Source organism: Murinocardiopsis flavida (genome assembly GCF_003014485.1).
GTDB classification, from domain to species: Bacteria; Actinomycetota; Actinomycetes; order Streptosporangiales; family Streptosporangiaceae; genus Murinocardiopsis; species Murinocardiopsis flavida.
Map to the genome: position 1 here is coordinate 382947 of NZ_PYGA01000002.1, position 15616 is coordinate 398562.

Sequence of the window (15616 nt, forward strand, 5' to 3'; positions counted from 1 at the left end):
CTCGGAGCGCCGCCGCCCGCGCAGTCAGCGCCGCCCACACCGCCCGCGCCGCCCGGCCTGCGTTCGGTCATCTGCGCCGCGCCGCGATCAGGCCCGCCAGGGTGAGGAACAGTGCGGTGAACGCCGCCAGGACCGCCAGGTTGGCCAGTGCCGTGCCCGTCCCCGGGGCCGGACTGAGGAGACCCGGCAGGCCCCTGTCCGCCCACACCGACCGCTCGCCGAACCAGGCCGCCGCCGGGTATCCCCCGACAGGGGACAGCAGTGTGCCGGTCGGCGTGGGCATCGGCAGGAGCTGCGGGGAGGCGATGGTGGACCACAGCCAGATCCCGGCGGTGGCGATCCGCGCCAGGGCCATGGGCAGCACCAGGCCGAGCAGGCACGCCAGTGCGGCCAGCGCGGCGGCGCCCGGTACCAGCACGGTGGCGAAGGCCGCCGCGGCGGCGGCCAGCGGGCGCGCACCGCCGTCGGCCACCGCCGCGGGAACCGCGCACACCAGCACCACCAGGAGCGGCACCGCAAGGGCCACCCCCAGGGACGCGGCGAGTACCGCGGGCAGCCGGGTCCAGGCGGGACAGGGGGCGGCGGCGATGAGGTCGCCCATGCCGGGGCCCAAGCCCCGCGCCACCCGGTCGGCCAGCACCACACCGATTCCGAAGGTGCACAGCAGGCCCGTTACCAGGGTGGCCCCGCCGACGTGGCGCACGGGGTCGGCGATCTCCGCGGGCGGGTGCCACGAGGCCGCCAGTGCCAGCAGCGCCAGGGGCACCACCGCGTACCAGAGGGCGCGCTGCCGGATCGCCATGCGCGCCTCGTAGCGCAGGGTGCCGACGACGCCCGGGACCAAGGAAGAGAGCGTCATGCCCGCCGTTCCTCCGTTTCCCCTGAGCCTTCCCCTGAGTCGCCCGGCACCGCCCCAGGATCATAGGTGACGGGAGGGACGGCCGTGCCGGGGACCGCGGCCGGGCGCCGCCGCGCGGAACTACCCTGGACGGCAATGGGGGGGTGAACCCCGCGGCGCGCGGACGCTACGTACCCGGGGTGGAGACCGACACCGACGTGGACACCGATCACGGCCTGCTCGCCGCCGTCGCCGCCGGAGGCGAACCCGCCCTGCGGGTCCTCTACGATCGGCACTCCCCGGCGATGCTGCGCCTACTGCACAGGTTGACCGGCGATTCCGGTGTCGCCGAGGAGATCTTGCAGGAGAGCTGGCTCGCGGTCTGGCGCTCGGCCGCGACCTTTCGCGGCGACTCGTCGGTGCGCGGGTGGCTGCTCGGTGTCGCCCGCCGCCAGGCGCACAACCGGCTGCGGCGGTTCGAGCCGGTGCGGCTGGCCCTGGACGCCGAGGAGGTGCCCGAGCCGGTCGACCCCGGCACGGACGTCGAGGCCGATGTGCTCGCCTCCGCCGGGCAGCGGCAGATCCTGGCGGCGATCACGGCCCTGCCGCGGCGCCACCGGGACGTGGCGGTCCTGGCGCTGGTGGAGGAGTTGCCGTACACCGACATCGCCGAAGCCCTCGGTATCCCCGTGGGCACGGTGAAGAGTCGCATGGCGAAGGCGCGGGGGCGGCTGGGTGCCGCGCTCGCCGAGGGACAGGTGAGCTGACATGCCCCATCTGACCGAGCCCCACCTGACCGAGGACGAGGTCCTCCAGGCCGCACGCGGAGGACGAGGTCCGGGACGGCACGCGGACGGCCTGCCGGGGACGCGCCGCGCCCACCTAAACGGGTGCGCCTCCTGCGCCGACCGCGTTTCGGGCACGCGGAACCTCGCCGACGCGCTGCGGGCGGCAGAGCCGGAGGTGCGGCCGCCGTCCTTCGACGCCCTAATTGCGCCCGCCCTTGCCGCGGAGCGCGCGGCGCCCGCCGCGGAGTCAGCGCCACCGACCCTCACCGCCTCGGGCGCGGCCCGCCTTGCCGCGACCCTGGTGCTGCGCCAGGCGCGGCTGGTGCCGGCCTCCCTGTGGCCGCTGACCGCGGCGGGGATCGCTGTGCTGTTCGTGTTTGCCTGGCAGGCCCCCGATCCGTCCGTCGGCGCGGCCTTCTTCGGCCCCGCGGCGACCCTGCTGACCACGGGCGCCGCGCTCGCCGTCTGCTCCCCCAGGCGGGACCCCCGGTCCGAGATGCTGCACGCCATGCGTGTTCCCCCCGCGGTGGTGTGGCTGGCCCGCCTGGTGCTCGTGCTGGGCGCGGTGCTGGCGGCGCTGGCGGTCGCGTCGGCGGCCTCCGCGGCCGTCCTGGGCGCCCCGCAGGACACCGCGGCGCTGATCGCCTCCTGGCTGGGGCCCGCCGCCCTGGGAGTGGGGATGACCGTGTTCGGCACCGTGTGGCGCTCCCCCGCGGTGGGCGCCGCCTTCGGTGCCGGATCGTGGTTCATGAGCGTGCTCGGCTCCCGCGGCGCGGCGCAGCCGGGATCCCTGCCGTCCGGCACGCGCGATACGATCGGCGCCCTGTGGTCGACCACTCCGCTGAGCCTGGCGGTCTCGGCGGTGCTGCTGGCCGCGGCGGTGTGGCTGGTGTCGCGGCCGGACCGGTCCCTGGGCGAGGGGTAGCGGCCGCATGGCTCCCCGGGAAGGGACGACACCATGCGCGTAGTGGTCGCGGGGCTGGTCCACGCCTACCGGCGCCGCCGGGTCCTCGACGGTGTCGACGCCGAGTTCGGCCCCGGTGTGGTGGGCCTGCTGGGGCCCAACGGCGCGGGGAAGACGACACTGCTGCGGCTGCTGGCGGGCGTCCTCCGGCCGCGCACGGGGCGGGTCGAGGCGGGCGGCCACGACCTGCGCACCGGCGGGGGCCGCCGGGCGCTGCGGCGCGAACTCGGCTACCTGCCGCAGGAGGCCGCGCTCCCGCCGGACATGTCCCCGCGCGGCTTCCTCGACTACGCCGGGCTGCTGAAGGGCATGGCCGATCCGGGCGAGCGCCACGACCAGGCCGCCGGCCTGATCGAGCGCTTGGGGCTGGCCGCCGAGGCCGATCGCCGGCTGGGATCGCTCTCCGCGGGCGCCCGCCGCCGCGTGGGGGTCGCCCAGGCGCTCATGGGCCGGCCGAGGCTGGTCCTGCTCGACGAGCCCACGGCAGACCTCGACCTCGAAGAGCGAATCCGCCTGCGCACGGTGCTCGGCACCCTCGGCGAGGGGCGCACCGTGGTCCTGTGCACGCACCTCCTGGAGGACGTGACCGCGGTCTGCCCCGAAGTGGCCGTCCTGCACATGGGCAGGGTCGCCTTCTCCGGGACCGCCGCCGACCTCACCGGGATCGCCGCCGACCGCGCCTTCGAGACGACGCGGCCGCCCGACGGGGACTCCGGCGCCCCGCCCGCTCCCCTTCGCGGGCGGGTGCTCGCCGACGTCCCGCCTCCCGGCGCGCGCCCCGTTGCGCCGACCCTGGAAGAGGGCTACGCCGCGCTAATGCGCGACCTCCGCGGGGAGTCGGCCGCGGAGTAGCGCCGGGAACGAAGCCGGGTTTCGGCTACTCGGGGTCGGACCGTCCGCGGGGCGGCCTTGTCGCCGGGCCGCGTGCGGGTGACCTGCGGGAACAAGCAGCACCAAAGGTGGGCAGTGGGTCCGGTCGGCGGCAAGGTCCCAGCGCTCCGCGTTCACCCCGGCGACCGGCCTCCGTGAAGTATTTTCCACTCCGGGCGCCGTGAAGTGGAAAATGCTTCACGGAGGCTTCCGAGAAAGCCGAAAGTCCGCCGACCCTGGTGCTGGGTGCCGGCACGGCAGGCCGTGCAGATCACCGCACACCCGGCCCACTCGCCGCCCTTGGTGCTGCTTGTTCCCGCAGGTCACCCGCCAGCGGACCGGCGACAAGGCCGCCCCGCGGACGATCCGCCCCGAGTCGCCGAAACCCGACACCAATGCCGAGCGGGACGTGCGAAGCTCCACCCCGCACGCGGAACACCCGGCCCCGCGCGGCAGCCCAGCCTCCCGCGACCACCGGAAGCCTCCGGCCGGTCCGGCGCGCTCCGACCCTCGTGGCCTCACTGCGTCATGTCCGGCGACCCCACGTCCATTGACGCGGGATCGCGGTCGCGATTGCGACAGCGCCGACAGTGAACCTCCGACCCGGTGTGCGCTACGTACCTTCCTGCCACCGGAACTCGTCGGAAGCGAGCAGCGATGCCCATGCCGGAACCCGCCGGGCCGACAACCCCGTCCGCGCGGGACGACCCGTCCCTCGCCCTCCTGTGCTCCCTGGCGCTGGCCCGGCTGCGCACCGGCCTGCCCGTGTGGACGACCCTCGCCCCGCCCCTGGCGGTGACGGCGCTGCTCGCCGTCGCGGTGTCCGGCGCGGGGCGCGGACACGGGGCCGTGTGGGACCACTGGCTGGGCCTCGCCCTGTACCTCTGGGCGGTGCTGGCACCCATGCTCGCGGGTCTCTACGCGGTCGGGTGCGACCAGGCCGATGAGGGCGCCAAGCGCGTCGTGTCCACCTACGCCTTTCCCCGCCACCGGCTGCTGATCGCCGACGTTCTGGCTCTCACGGCCCTGTGGGCGGCGGGAGCGCTGCTGCTCGCGGCCCTCGTATCCCTCGCCGCCCTGGCCAACGGCACCCCCGCCGACGCGGGGACGGCGGTCGCCGGTGCCTTCGTCCCGGTCCTGGCCGCCCTGCCGACACTGGTGCTGTGCGTGATCGCGGCCGAGGCGTGGGGGGCCGCGGGCGCGACGTGCGTCGGCGTGGCCGGGATGCTCTTCGGCGCGCTCACCGGTGACAAGCCCTACTGGTGGGTGTTCCCGCCGGCGTGGCCGACGCGTGCGGTCATCCCCGTCGCCGAGACCCGTGGGCTCGGCGGCTACTACGCGCCGGGCGACCCGGTGCTCTCGCCCTCCGTCCTGCCCGTGATCGCGGTCGCGGCCCTTGCGCTCAGCGCCGTGCTGCTCGCCGCGGGCTCCCGGTACGTCGACCGGCGGGAGATGTGAGCGGCGGCACCCGGCCACGCGCCCGGCCCGGCACCGCCCGCACCCCGTTCCCAGAACCGTCCGCCCCGCACGACCGCACGACCGCACGACCGCACGACCGCACGACGAAACGAGGATGACCGATGACCGCTACCGGATCCGAGCGCACAGCGCCCACTGCGATCCGCGACGACCCCTCGATCGCGACCGTCGTCGCGGTGGAGGTGGCCAAGCTCCGACGGGGCTTCTGCCTCTGGTTCTCCCTGGTCCTGCCGCTGGCGCTGATCCTGCCCCTGGGGGTGATCGCCGCCGTCTCTCCCGAGGGGCGGGGCGGCGACGTGTGGGGGATCTGGTTCAGCGTCACCCTGATGTTCTGGGGGATCCTGCTGCCGATGGGCGCGGCGCTCTACGCGGCCATGGCGGTGCGCACCGACCTGGGGCCTCAGCGGGTGGTGTACTCCTACGCCTTTCCCCGCCATCGGATGCTGATCGGCAGATTCCTGGCGCTGCTGGTGCTGTGGCTGGGCAGCGCGCTGCTGCTGACCGTGCTGCTGGCGGCGGTCGGCGCCGTGCTCGCCGGTCCGCGGGCGGGCCTGTCGGTCCCGATGGGGGTGCTGGTGCCCTGGGTCGGCGCCGCCGCGACGCTGGCGCTGTGCCTTGTGGTGGCCGAGCGCTGGGGTACCGGGCCCACCGCCGTGATCGGCGTGCTCGGGATGTTGCTGGGCGGGATCGTCGCCGACACCGCCGCGTGGTGGTTCATCCCCATGGTCTGGCCCATGCGCGCCGTGGTGCCGCTCGCCGGGATCGAGGCCAGCGGCGTGCCGCTGGCGCCCGGCGACCCCCTGTTCTCCCTGGCGCCGCTGCCCGCCGTCGCCGCCCTGTCCGTGGCCCTGGCCGCCGTGCTGCTCGCCGCCGGGGCCCGTTACGTCAACCGCAAGGAGCTGTGAATGCCGTCGGCACTGCGCGTCAGCGCCCTCACCAAACACTTCGGATCCGCCGCCGCCCTCCAGGGGGTGGACCTCGACGTCGCCGAGGGCGAGGTCTACGGACTGCTGGGGCCCAACGGGGCGGGTAAAACCACGCTGATGAAGGCGGTGGCCGGACTGCTGCGCCCGGACTCCGGAACGCTGGAGGTGGCGGGCCGCCCCTTCACCCGCGACTCCCTGCGCGGGATCGGCGCGCTCGTCGACGGCCCGGGACTGTGGTCGGGGATGAGCGCCCGGGAGCATGTGCGGGCGCACGCCAGGCTGCGGGGCGTCGACCCCGACGACGCCGTGGCGCGGCTGCTCCCGCTGGTGGGCATGGACCAGGTGGCCGACCGCCGCGTGTCGGCCTATTCGCTGGGCATGCGCTGGCGGCTCGGGATCGCCATCGCGATGATCGGGAACCCGCGGCTGCTGGTGCTCGATGAGCCGACGAACGGCCTGGACCCCATCGGCATGCGGGAGATGCGCGCGTTGATGCGCCGGATCGCCGAGTCGGGTGCCACGGTGTTCGTCTCCAGCCACCAACTCGACCAGATCGCCCGCACCTGCGACCGGGTGGGCGTGCTCGTCCACGGGCACACCCGCTACGAGGGCCCGTTGTCCGGACTGGCCCGCGACGGCGACCTGGAGGAGGGCTTCTTCGCCCTGGTCGAGCGCACCTCCAGCGGCGTGCGCTGACCGGGTCCGCGCGCCCAGCGTCTACGACGCGGTCCGCGACCCGCTGCTCGGCCTGGTGGGCGGGGCCGCCGCCGGGGCCGCCTGCTGCACGGCGGCGTGGTGGATCGGGCGGGCGCCGATCGCCGGGATGCTCGGCGGCGGGGCGGCGCGCCGCGCCCGGCCCCGCGTCCCGCCGTCTCCGCGTCCGGAGGGTGAAAATGGGCTCCGGCGATGACCGGGCGGCCGCTTGTCGGGGGTCGCGGGCACTCTTGAGGCGCCGGGACGGGCCCGTGCGCCGTGCGCGGGCCCGTCCCGGCCGCCCACCGGCGCCCGGCGGAAAGGTTGGGGACAGATGACCGACATCCTCGGCAGGCTCAATGCCGTCAGCAGGGAGATCGGCGACATGCCCGTCTCCGCGGGGGCGGGGCGGTCGATGCTGCTCCGCCGCATTTTCGACGCCCCCGTCGACGAGGTCTGGCGGGCGTGTACCGACCCCGATCGGATCGGGCGCTGGCTCGCGCCGGTGGCCGGCGACCTGCGGCCCGGCGGCACCTTCCAGATCGAGGGCGACGCCGGGGGCGAGATCCTCCGCTGCGAGGAGCCCCGCGTGCTCAAGGTGACGTGGGTGCTGGGCGAGGGCATGCCGAGTGAGGTCGAGGTGCGCCTGTCCGAGGGCGCGGACGGCGCGACGGCCTTCGAGCTGGAGAACGCCTCGCCCGCCGAGACCGTCGACCAGATCGTCCGCAAGTACGGGCCCGTCGGCCCGGTCGGCATCGGCGGCGGCTGGGACCTCACGCTCCTCGCCCTGGACCGGTACCTCCGCGGCGAGGAGTTCGACGCGGCGACGTGGACGGGCGCACCGCAGGTCCGGGAGTTCATCATCGGCAGCATCCGCGCGTGGGCCGCCGTGAGCCAGGACGTGTGGGGCAGCACCGACGAGGAGATCGACGCCGTCGTCGCGTTCACCATCCAGCAGTTCGTCCCCGGTGCAGCCGATGGCGGCGACGGCGGGTGAGCGCGCCCCGGCGACCCGTTCGAGGGGTCGCCGGGACGGACGGGCGCGGCCCGGGAACGGTGCGCGGCCGGTTACCGGCGCCCCCTCGTCCGGTGGGGCGACGGCCGGTTCCCCTGCTCCAGGGCCAGGGCGAACGCGGCCGCCCACTGCTCGGCGGTGAGGCCCTTGGGCAGGCCGCCCGGCGCGACCCCGTACTGCCGCATCCACCGCTGGACCTGGCGCCGCGAGAGCTCGGGCACCGACGCGGCGAAGATCTCGGCCAGGCCGCGCCCCCGGCCGGTGAACACCCGCTGCACGAGGTCCTGGTAGCGGCGCTGGTCCCTGCGGGCGACCAGAGGGCTGCTCCGGCGGGCCACCGTCATGAGTCCGCCGTCGACGTTCGGCCGGGGGCGGAACGCGGCGGCCGGGACCCGCTGGACGAGCCGGAAGTCGAACCACGGCCACCATTGCGCGGTCATCATGGTCGCTCCCCCGACGCCCGCTCTGCGGCGCGCGACCTCCCACTGCACGAGCAGGACGGCGTCGGTCCAGCCCGGGGCGTGCAGGACGCGCCGCAGCATCGCCGTGGTCTGGTGGAACGGCAGGTTGCCGACCAGGACGTGGGGCGTGGCGGGCGTCGCGTAGGCCAGGAAGTCCGCCTGGACGATCGTCGTCGCCGGGCGGGTGCGGCGGGCGAGGCGCGCGGCGCGGCGGCCGTCGATCTCGATGCCGGTCAGGTCCCTGCCCAGGTCTTGCAGCGGCAGGGTGAGCGCACCGTCACCGGTGCCGATCTCGATCACGGGCCCTTCGGTCCGGGCGACGAGGTCCACGAACGCCTGGACGACGCGCTTGTCCGAAAGGAAGTTCTGGCCGAGTTCATGGCGGCCATTGTGTTGTGAGGGCACGACTGGGGCTCCGCGGCTTCAAAGGGAAGCCGGGCAGCGCGAAACTGGCCGCCCGGCGAGGTCGCTTCGGAGCGGCGGATCTGTTCGTTACGAGAAGAAGAAGGCCGCCGCTATACGCGGCGGGGCCTCATCACGGCGATTGAGCCCGCGTTCATCGTGCACCCGTACATGGCCATGGCGCCGAGGCTACGGATCCGGGACTCCGCGCCGCAACGGGTTTTCCCGAGCCGCCCGGCACAGCGTCACCGACCGGACACGGGGCACACCCGCGGCGGCCGGACACGGGGCACACCCGCGGCACGCCCGGGCGGCCGGACCGCCGAACGCGGCCTCCGCGGGGCCCGGCCGTGCCGCGGTCTAGCCCAGCAGGCCCTCGTGGAGGGCGCGCAGGACGGCGTTGGTGCGGTCGCGGGCGCCGAGGCGGAGCAGGATCATCGAGACGTGGTTCTTGACGGTGCCCTCGGCGAGGAACAGGGCCTCGGAGATCTCGCGGTTGCCGTACCCCGCCGCCACCAGCCGCAGCACCTCCAGTTCGCGCTCTGTGAGGCTCTGCACGGGCGGGGCGTCGGGGCCGACCGGCGACGGTCCCGAGCGGATCGCCCGCAGCAGCCGGTCCGTGATCGACGGGGCGATCAGCGTCCCGCCCTCCGCCAGGGTGTGCACCGCGCGCGTCAACTGCTCCAGCGTCACGTCCTTGAGCAGGTAACCGCGCGCTCCGGCGCGCAGCGCGTCGAGCACGAGCGTGTCGTCGTCGAAGGTGGTCAGGACGAGCACCGGGACGTCGATGCCGCGCTCGCGCAACCGGGCCAGCGTCCAGATGCCGTCGAACCGGGGCATGCGCAGGTCGAGCAGGACCACGTCGGGTTCGGTGGCCGCGATGACGTTCAGCGCCGCCCGCCCGTCGTCGGCCTCGCCGACCACCGCCACCTCGGTGATCTCCAGCAGGCTGCGGATTCCGTGCCGCACGAGCGTCTGGTCGTCGACCACCACGACGCGGGTCACGGCGCCGGCACCCGGGCGGTGACCCGGAACCCGTCGGCCCCGTCGAACGCCACCTCGCCGCCGAGCGCCTCGAACCGCTCCCGGAGACCGCGCAGGCCGTTGCCCGGGACGGGGTGGGGCGCGCCGCGCCCGTCGTCGCCGGCGCGCAGGACGGTGCCCGATTCGTCGGACACGACCTCGATCCACAGCTCGCGGGCGCCGGCGTGCCGGATCGTGTTGGTGACGATCTCCTGCACGGCGCGCACGAGCGCGGCGGTCTCCTCCTCACCGACCTGCACGTCGGCGGCGTCGATGGTCACGTCCAGGCCGGGCAGGTCGCGCACGACCTGGCCCAGCGCGTCGGCGAGGTCCGGCGCGCCGCTGCGCAGTTCGCCCACTGTCGACCGCACGTCGGCCAGGAGGTCCCGGGCGACCCGGTTCGCCCGGTCGACGTGCTCGCGGGCCTTCTCCCCCTCGCGGTGCCGGGCCGCCTCCAACTCCAGCGTGAGGACGGTGAGCTGGTGGCCGATCAGATCGTGCAGGTCGCGCGAGATCCGCAGCCGTTCCGAGGTGCGCGCCGACTCCGACAGCAGCACGCTCGCCGCCCGCAGGTCGATGTGCGCCTCGGTCGCCTCCCGGCGCAGCCGCCTCTCGCGCAGGAGGGTGACCGAGCTGAGCAGCGTCGAGAACTGGATCAGCAGGTAGAAGCCCGTGATGATCGCGACCTCGGACGGCGCGCCGTCCGGCCACGCCGAGACCAGGACGACGACCGTGTTCAGGCCGACGACCGCGAACCCCGCCCGCAGCGGCACGACGTAGACGCTCACCGCGGCGACGAGGACGAGCACGACCGGCAGCAGCCCCATGGACTGCGCGGTCAGCACCATGCCCCAGGACGCCGCCACCGCCAGTGCGAACGCCGCGCGCCTGCGCGCGGCCGGCTGGCCGTCGGCAACGGCGAGCAGCAGGGTGGCGATGAACGCCGCGAACAACGCGATCCACCAGCCGCGGTGGATCGCGACGTCGACCGCGCCGACCAGGATCGGCCCGGCCACCGCGAGCGGCACGACGAGCATCGCCAAACCCGACCACACTTCCGGCCCGACTCGACGCATGGCACCAGCCTACGGCGCGCCCACCTCCCGGGTCGGGTGCCGAAAGTCATGGGCGCAATCGCTGACCTTCGGCACACGCCCGCGCCCACCCCGCGCTTCTAGCGTCAGAGCATGAGCACGACAGCACCGGCGATCCACGCCGAGAACCTCCACAAGCGCTACCGACAGACGGTCGCGGTCGACGACGTGAGCCTGCGGGTCGAGGAGGGCGAGGTCCTCGGCATCCTCGGCACGAACGGCGCGGGCAAGACCACCACCGTCGAGATGATCGCGGGACTGCGCAAACCCGACAGCGGGCGCGTCACGGTCCTCGGCCTCGACGCGCGGCGCGACCGCGCCCGGCTCCGCCAAGTCCTCGGCGTCCAGTTGCAGGCGTCCTACCTGCACCACGCCCTGAAGGCCGAAGAGCTCGTCCACATGTACCGGAGCTTCTACCCGGACCCCCGGCCGGCCGCCGAACTCCTCGACCTGGTCGGGCTGGCCGACCAGCGCCGCACCATCTTCGAGAAGCTCTCGGGCGGCCAGCAGCAGCGGCTGTCCATCGCGCTGGCCCTCGCCGGACGGCCCCGTGTGGTGATCCTCGACGAGCTCACGACCGGCCTCGACCCGCGCGCCCGGCGCCAGATGTGGCGGACGGTGGAACAGCTCCGCGACGGCAACGTCACGATCGTGCTGGTGAGCCACGCCATGGAGGAGGTCGAGCGGCTCTGCGACCGCGTGGCGCTCATCGACCGCGGCCGCATCATCGCCCTCGACACGCCCGCCGGCCTGGTCCGGCAGGCGAGGGCCGCGGACCTCGACGACGCGTTCGTCGCCCTCACCGGCAAGGAACTGGAGAACACCGAATGAGCACCGACATCCACGCCCGCCACCCGGGGCCGCGCTCCTGGCTGGCCATGGTCCGGTACGAGGGCACGATGGTCGCCCGCGACACCGCGGGCCTCATCGTCCCCATCGGCCTGCCCCTGCTGATCCTGGTCACGAGCTCGTCGGCGGTCGGCGACGAGGTCATCGCGAACGGGCGCACCGCGCTGGACCTGTACGTCATCCCGCTGGTGCTCACCATGGTCATCGCGTCCATCGGGGTGATCAACATGCCGAGCTTCCTGGCGTACTACCGCCGCGCCGGAATCCTGCGGCGGCTCTCGGTCACCCCGGCGTCGCCCGTCATGGTCCTCGTGGCGCAGGTGGCCGTGAGCGCCATCCAGGCGGCCTTCGGGATCGCCGTGGCGCTCACCGTGGCGTTCACGGTCTTCGACGCCAACCCGCCGGCCGACCTCGGCGCCACCGTCCTGGTCTTCCTCCTCGCCATGGCGGCCATGTACGCCGTCGGGATGATCGTGGCCGCTGTCTCGCCGACGCCCAACTCGGCGGTCGCGATCGGGCTCGTCGCATTCCTCGGCCTCGGCGCGCTCGGCGGGATGTTCGGCGGCCGCGCGGCCCTGCCCGACGCGGTCGCCGCCATCGGCGAACGGCTCCCCTTCGGCGCGGCCGTCGAGGCCCTGGCCATGGCCTGGGCCGGGGGCGCCGTCGACCCCCTCCACCTGCTGAGCCTGGGTGCGACGGTCGTCGTCGGCACCGTCATCGCGGCGGCGTTCTTCCGCTGGGACTGAGGCAAGGGCGCCGGGCGGCCCGGGCGGCGCCCCTGCGGGGCCGATCGGCGCGCCCTCAGGTGTCGGCCGGTTGGGCGGTCCACGCGTCCAGGGTCACCGGCGGGGCGCCGCCGAAGCGCTCGATGGCGCCGGTCACCTGGAAGAGGTCGTGGCCGGCGCCGAGGAGGCGGAAGATCTCCCACAGTTTCGACAGGTGCTCGACCGCGACCGGGTCGCCGTAGATCTCCAGGGCGCCGGTCAGCAGGTGGACGGGCTCGGTTTCGGATCCGGGACCGGGACCGGGACCGGGACCCGGGTCGGTGAGGATTCCCGCCGCGACCCGGGCGACGTCGTCCGCTGCGATGAGCGGGAGCACGGTGTCCCGCGTCCCCAGGGGGAGGGCGAGTTCGCGGCCGCCGCCGACCCGGACCAGCACGGCGAGGTTCTCGAAGAACACGGCCGCGCGCAGGTGCACGGCGCCGATACCGGCCCAGTCGAGGACCTGCTCGGCGAGCCAGTGGCGCCGCATGTGCGGGGTGGGCGCGTCGGGGCCCGCCGCCAGCTGCGACACGGCGACCACGCGCCGCACCCCGCTGTCGCGGGCGGCGCGGTCGTCGTCGCGGCGCACGAAGGCCCGGACGGGGAGGCCGCCGGCGGGATCGCGCGGCCGGGGCGCACGGGCTCAGCTCCAGTGCCTCTCGCCCCAGGTGAGGAAGGCCGACACCAGGTCGGGCGGGTTGACCGCCGCCGTCGCCGCGGCCTCGAAGCCGCGGCGGTCCATGTCGAAGACGACGACGGGTACGGGGCGGCCCAGGGCCGCCGCGAGCCTGCCGCTGGTGTGCAGGTGCCGCGCCAGGTGGAAGACCGCGTCGTCGAAGTGCGCGCCCAGACGCTCGAACACCGCGCCGTCCCCGTCCTCAAGGTGCTCCTCCTCCACGTCCTCGAACCACAGGCCGAGCCCTTTCACCTCCGCCTCGTGCACGGCGGCCCCGTCCGGGTCCCTCGGCGGGTCGTGGGGATCGTGGCCGATCACGCCGCCGCGGTCCGCCAGCGCGAAGTGGGCGTAGTGCCAGCGGGCCGTCTCGGCGTCCACTCCCCCGGGCTCGCGCGACTCCCACCGGACCGTGGTCTCGGTGTTGTAGTCGATCGCGAGGTAGGGGTAGCGGATGTCCTGCTCGGCGTGGTCGATCCGGAACGAGACCGCATAGATCTCGGGCCTGAGCTCTTCGGGGAACGCCTCCACGGCGCGCACCCCCGCCTGCTCCATGTACTGCCGGAACGACACGGCCCCTCCTCGCTGTTCGGCGCGGGGTACCCCGCGCGGCAGCTCATTATCGCGGCCGTCACGGGCGCACCCCGCCCGGCTTTGTCCTGAACCGCCCGGCGGCCGCCCACACCGCCCGGGCCGGGCGGGCACGCGGCGGAGCGGGAGGCGCCGGGCGGCCCCTACGTCAGTGCGGTGAGGCGGCCGAGGACGGCCGCCCTGCGGTCCGCCTCGCTGGCGTCGCGCGCGGGGTACCACGGGCAGGCGACGTCGAGCGCGACGACGCGGCCCGTTGCGAGCACGCGCTGCGCGGCGCCGAGAACGGCGTCCGACGACGGGCCGCCGGGCACGGGGAAGATCATCCCCGACAGCTCCCCGGCGTCGACCACGTCGAGGTCGACGTGCAGGATGAGCGGCCCGTCGGGCAGCACGGCGGGACCGACGTCCTCGACGCCGTAGCGGGCGGGACCGTCGGCGGCGAGGTAGTCGGCCTCGGCGGGGTCGAGGTCGCGGGCGTCGACGAGCACGGCCCGCTGCGCTGGGATCGGGCGCATGCCCAGTGGCTGCGCGGCCCACTCGGGGTGCGCGCCCATGACGAGGCGCAGCGACATCCCGCCGAGATAGCCGGACGTCGAGGACTCCGCGGTGTGCACGTCGCCGTGCGCGTCGAACCAGACGATGGCGGGGTCGAGTCCCGCGCGCTGCGCACCCGCGACGGCCCCGAGCGATACCAGGCAGTCCCCCGACAGCACCGTGGGGACGCCGCCCGCCTCCATGTCGGCGGCCGCCGCAGCGGCCACCGCGTCGTAGAGGGCGGTGAGGCGCTGCCAGAGACCGCCTTCGGGCAGCGGGGGGTCGATCGTCCGCACGGGCCCCTCCGCGGGGTGGGGCACGCACCCGTCGGGGAGGCGGTCGTCCTGGTGATAGGGCACAAATACGGTCGTCACGAACGCAGCATACGGGGCAAAGCGGGCGCCGCGGCAGCCGATTTCCCCACTCCGGGCGCGCCGCCAGGTCAGTCCGATGCGGAAGAGGCGTACGGAGCAGGCGCGACGGGCTGCACGGGCGACGCCGGCCCGGCGGGCGGCCCGGCCGGGCCGCGGAAGGTGGCGCGGTAGGCGCTCGGCGACACGCCGAGCGCGGCGTGCAGGTGCTGACGGAGCGAGACCGCCGTCCCGAATCCGACCTCCGCCGCGACCCGTTCAACGGGCATGTCGGTCTCCTCCAGGAGCAGGCGGGCGCGTTCGACGCGCTCGCGCGTCAGCCACTGCACCGGGGAGACCCCCGACTCCTCGCGGAACCGGCGGGTGAACGTCCGCACGCTCATGGCCTCCTTGGCGGCGAGTTCGCGCAGGGTGAGGGGCCGGCCGAGATGGCGCAGCGCCCACTCGCGCGCGGCGCCCGTCGAGGACATGCGCGGTTCGGGAACGGGGCGGCGGATGAACTGCGCCTGACCGCCCTCGCGGTGCGGCGACACCACCGTGCCGCGGGCGACCTCGTTGGCGACAGCGGCGCCGTGGTCGCAGCGGATCATGTGCAGGCACAGGTCGATCCCCGAGGCGACCCCGGCGGCGGTGAGGACGCCGCCCTCGTCCGTGTAAAGGACATCGGGGTCGAGATCGACGGCCGGGTACAGGGCGCGGAACTGCTCGGCGGAGCGCCAGTGGGTCGTCGCCCGGCGCCCGTCGAGCAGGCCGACCGCGGCGAGCACGAACGAGCCCGTGCAGATGGACGCCACCCGTGTGCCGGGGCGGATCCGCGCGAACGCCTCGGCGAGCGGGGCGCTGGGGCGGCCGTCCACGGTGGGCTCGTAGTCCTCGTCGGAGGCGGGGACGACCACGGTGTCGGCCTCGGCCAGGAGTTCGGGGCCGTGCGCGACGTTGATGGTGATGTCGGCGTCGGTGCGGATCTCACCGGGGGCGAGCGCGCAGGTCAGCACCTCGTACAGCGGGTCGCCGACGGGCGGGTCGGTGGTGGGTGGTGCGGTGGTGCGCGGCGTGCCGGCGGACCGGGTGCCGGTGGGTGGAGCGCCGGTGGGCGGGGATCCGGTGAGCGGGCGCGCCTGGCTGAAGAGCCGGTGGACGATGCCCATCTCGATGGGCAGCAGCCCGTGCCGGACCAGGACCGCCACCCGGTGCCGACCGTCATGCGCGAAAGCAGCCATGCCCACCACCCTATGGCCTGATTCTTTTCCATGTTGTCTTTCCGGCCACTCGTCTGGCGCG

General features: G+C 74.7%; 17 protein-coding genes. 9 read left to right on the forward strand and 8 right to left on the reverse strand.

The window, feature by feature from the left end; all coding sequences use genetic code 11:
- Positions 1-67 precede the first annotated feature (67 nt).
- The gene (locus tag CLV63_RS04440) at positions 68-859 is read right to left on the reverse strand and encodes a hypothetical protein (protein ID WP_106581560.1); all 792 of its coding nucleotides are present in this window, start codon (positions 857-859) and stop codon (positions 68-70) included.
- Positions 860-1038: 179 nt separating this feature from the next.
- Here CLV63_RS04440 and CLV63_RS04445 point away from each other — a divergent pair, with 179 nt between their 5' ends.
- The 7 genes from CLV63_RS04445 to CLV63_RS04475 all read left to right on the forward strand — a co-directional run bounded on the left by CLV63_RS04445 (position 1039) and on the right by CLV63_RS04475 (position 7555).
- On the forward strand, positions 1039-1605 hold the full coding sequence (locus CLV63_RS04445; protein WP_245928572.1) for an RNA polymerase sigma factor: 567 nt from the start codon (positions 1039-1041) through the stop codon (positions 1603-1605).
- Position 1606: 1 nt separating this feature from the next.
- Positions 1607-2551 (forward strand): hypothetical protein, encoded by a 945-nt coding sequence (locus CLV63_RS04450; RefSeq protein WP_245928573.1) that lies wholly within the window; start codon positions 1607-1609, stop codon positions 2549-2551.
- 33 nt (positions 2552-2584) lie between these two features.
- Positions 2585-3442, forward strand: a complete 858-nt coding sequence (locus CLV63_RS04455) for an ATP-binding cassette domain-containing protein (RefSeq protein WP_106581561.1) — start codon at positions 2585-2587, stop codon at positions 3440-3442.
- A gap of 675 nt (positions 3443-4117) precedes the next feature.
- Positions 4118-4918 carry a hypothetical protein gene (locus CLV63_RS04460; RefSeq protein ID WP_106581562.1) on the forward strand — a complete coding sequence of 267 codons (801 nt, stop codon included), beginning with the start codon at positions 4118-4120 and terminating at the stop codon, positions 4916-4918.
- 122 nt (positions 4919-5040) lie between these two features.
- A complete protein-coding gene (locus tag CLV63_RS04465) occupies positions 5041-5844 on the forward strand; it encodes a hypothetical protein (RefSeq protein WP_106581563.1) in 804 nt (267 codons plus the stop codon).
- Positions 5845-6561, forward strand: a complete 717-nt coding sequence (locus CLV63_RS04470; RefSeq protein ID WP_106581564.1) for an ABC transporter ATP-binding protein — start codon at positions 5845-5847, stop codon at positions 6559-6561. It begins immediately after the preceding gene.
- Between the two features lie 331 nt (positions 6562-6892).
- Complete coding sequence (locus tag CLV63_RS04475; protein ID WP_106581565.1) at positions 6893-7555, forward strand: SRPBCC domain-containing protein; 663 nt, start codon at positions 6893-6895, stop codon at positions 7553-7555.
- 71 nt (positions 7556-7626) lie between these two features.
- Here CLV63_RS04475 and erm read toward each other — a convergent pair whose 3' ends face one another.
- The 3 genes from erm to CLV63_RS04490 all read right to left on the reverse strand — a co-directional run bounded on the left by erm (position 7627) and on the right by CLV63_RS04490 (position 10535).
- Positions 7627-8439: a 23S ribosomal RNA methyltransferase Erm gene (erm, locus tag CLV63_RS04480; RefSeq protein WP_106581566.1), complete on the reverse strand. Its 813-nt coding sequence runs from the start codon at positions 8437-8439 to the stop codon at positions 7627-7629.
- 357 nt (positions 8440-8796) lie between these two features.
- Positions 8797-9441, reverse strand: coding sequence for a response regulator (locus CLV63_RS04485; RefSeq protein WP_106581567.1), 645 nt, complete (start codon positions 9439-9441; stop codon positions 8797-8799).
- Entirely contained in the window at positions 9438-10535 is a 1098-nt protein-coding gene (locus CLV63_RS04490; protein ID WP_211301148.1) for a sensor histidine kinase, read from the reverse strand. Before CLV63_RS04490 ends, CLV63_RS04485 begins: the two co-directional genes overlap by 4 nt.
- A 111-nt stretch (positions 10536-10646) precedes the next feature.
- Between CLV63_RS04490 and CLV63_RS04495 the strand changes: the two genes are divergently transcribed.
- Positions 10647-11384, forward strand: a complete 738-nt coding sequence (locus tag CLV63_RS04495; protein WP_106581569.1) for an ABC transporter ATP-binding protein — start codon at positions 10647-10649, stop codon at positions 11382-11384.
- Complete coding sequence (locus CLV63_RS04500) at positions 11381-12148, forward strand: ABC transporter permease (protein WP_106581570.1); 768 nt, start codon at positions 11381-11383, stop codon at positions 12146-12148. The genes CLV63_RS04495 and CLV63_RS04500 overlap by 4 nt, the downstream gene beginning before the upstream one ends.
- A gap of 55 nt (positions 12149-12203) precedes the next feature.
- On the opposite strand, the gene CLV63_RS04505 is transcribed toward CLV63_RS04500, so the two are convergent.
- The 4 genes from CLV63_RS04505 to CLV63_RS04520 all read right to left on the reverse strand — a co-directional run bounded on the left by CLV63_RS04505 (position 12204) and on the right by CLV63_RS04520 (position 15555).
- A complete protein-coding gene (locus CLV63_RS04505) occupies positions 12204-12755 on the reverse strand; it encodes a hypothetical protein (protein ID WP_106581571.1) in 552 nt (183 codons plus the stop codon).
- A 54-nt stretch (positions 12756-12809) separates the two neighbouring features.
- Positions 12810-13412 carry a hypothetical protein gene (locus tag CLV63_RS34010; protein ID WP_211301149.1) on the reverse strand — a complete coding sequence of 201 codons (603 nt, stop codon included), beginning with the start codon at positions 13410-13412 and terminating at the stop codon, positions 12810-12812.
- A 161-nt stretch (positions 13413-13573) separates the two neighbouring features.
- Positions 13574-14338 (reverse strand): arginase family protein, encoded by a 765-nt coding sequence (locus CLV63_RS04515; RefSeq protein WP_106581572.1) that lies wholly within the window; start codon positions 14336-14338, stop codon positions 13574-13576.
- A 68-nt stretch (positions 14339-14406) separates the two neighbouring features.
- Positions 14407-15555, reverse strand: a complete 1149-nt coding sequence (locus CLV63_RS04520; protein ID WP_106581573.1) for a GlxA family transcriptional regulator — start codon at positions 15553-15555, stop codon at positions 14407-14409.
- Positions 15556-15616 lie beyond the last annotated feature (61 nt).

Coding starts and splice junctions, on each gene's coding strand:
- CLV63_RS04500 (WP_106581570.1), top strand. CDS start 11,381: ATGAGCACCGACATCCACGCCCGCCACCCGGGGCCGCGCTCCTGGCTG.
- CLV63_RS04470 (WP_106581564.1), top strand. CDS start 5,845: ATGCCGTCGGCACTGCGCGTCAGCGCCCTCACCAAACACTTCGGATCC.
- CLV63_RS04460 (WP_106581562.1), top strand. CDS start 4,118: ATGCCCATGCCGGAACCCGCCGGGCCGACAACCCCGTCCGCGCGGGAC.
- CLV63_RS04440 (WP_106581560.1), bottom strand. CDS start 859: ATGACGCTCTCTTCCTTGGTCCCGGGCGTCGTCGGCACCCTGCGCTAC.
- CLV63_RS04465 (WP_106581563.1), top strand. CDS start 5,041: ATGACCGCTACCGGATCCGAGCGCACAGCGCCCACTGCGATCCGCGAC.
- CLV63_RS04490 (WP_211301148.1), bottom strand. CDS start 10,535: ATGCGTCGAGTCGGGCCGGAAGTGTGGTCGGGTTTGGCGATGCTCGTC.
- CLV63_RS04475 (WP_106581565.1), top strand. CDS start 6,893: ATGACCGACATCCTCGGCAGGCTCAATGCCGTCAGCAGGGAGATCGGC.
- CLV63_RS04520 (WP_106581573.1), bottom strand. CDS start 15,555: ATGGCTGCTTTCGCGCATGACGGTCGGCACCGGGTGGCGGTCCTGGTC.
- CLV63_RS04450 (WP_245928573.1), top strand. CDS start 1,607: ATGCCCCATCTGACCGAGCCCCACCTGACCGAGGACGAGGTCCTCCAG.
- CLV63_RS04495 (WP_106581569.1), top strand. CDS start 10,647: ATGAGCACGACAGCACCGGCGATCCACGCCGAGAACCTCCACAAGCGC.
- CLV63_RS04455 (WP_106581561.1), top strand. CDS start 2,585: ATGCGCGTAGTGGTCGCGGGGCTGGTCCACGCCTACCGGCGCCGCCGG.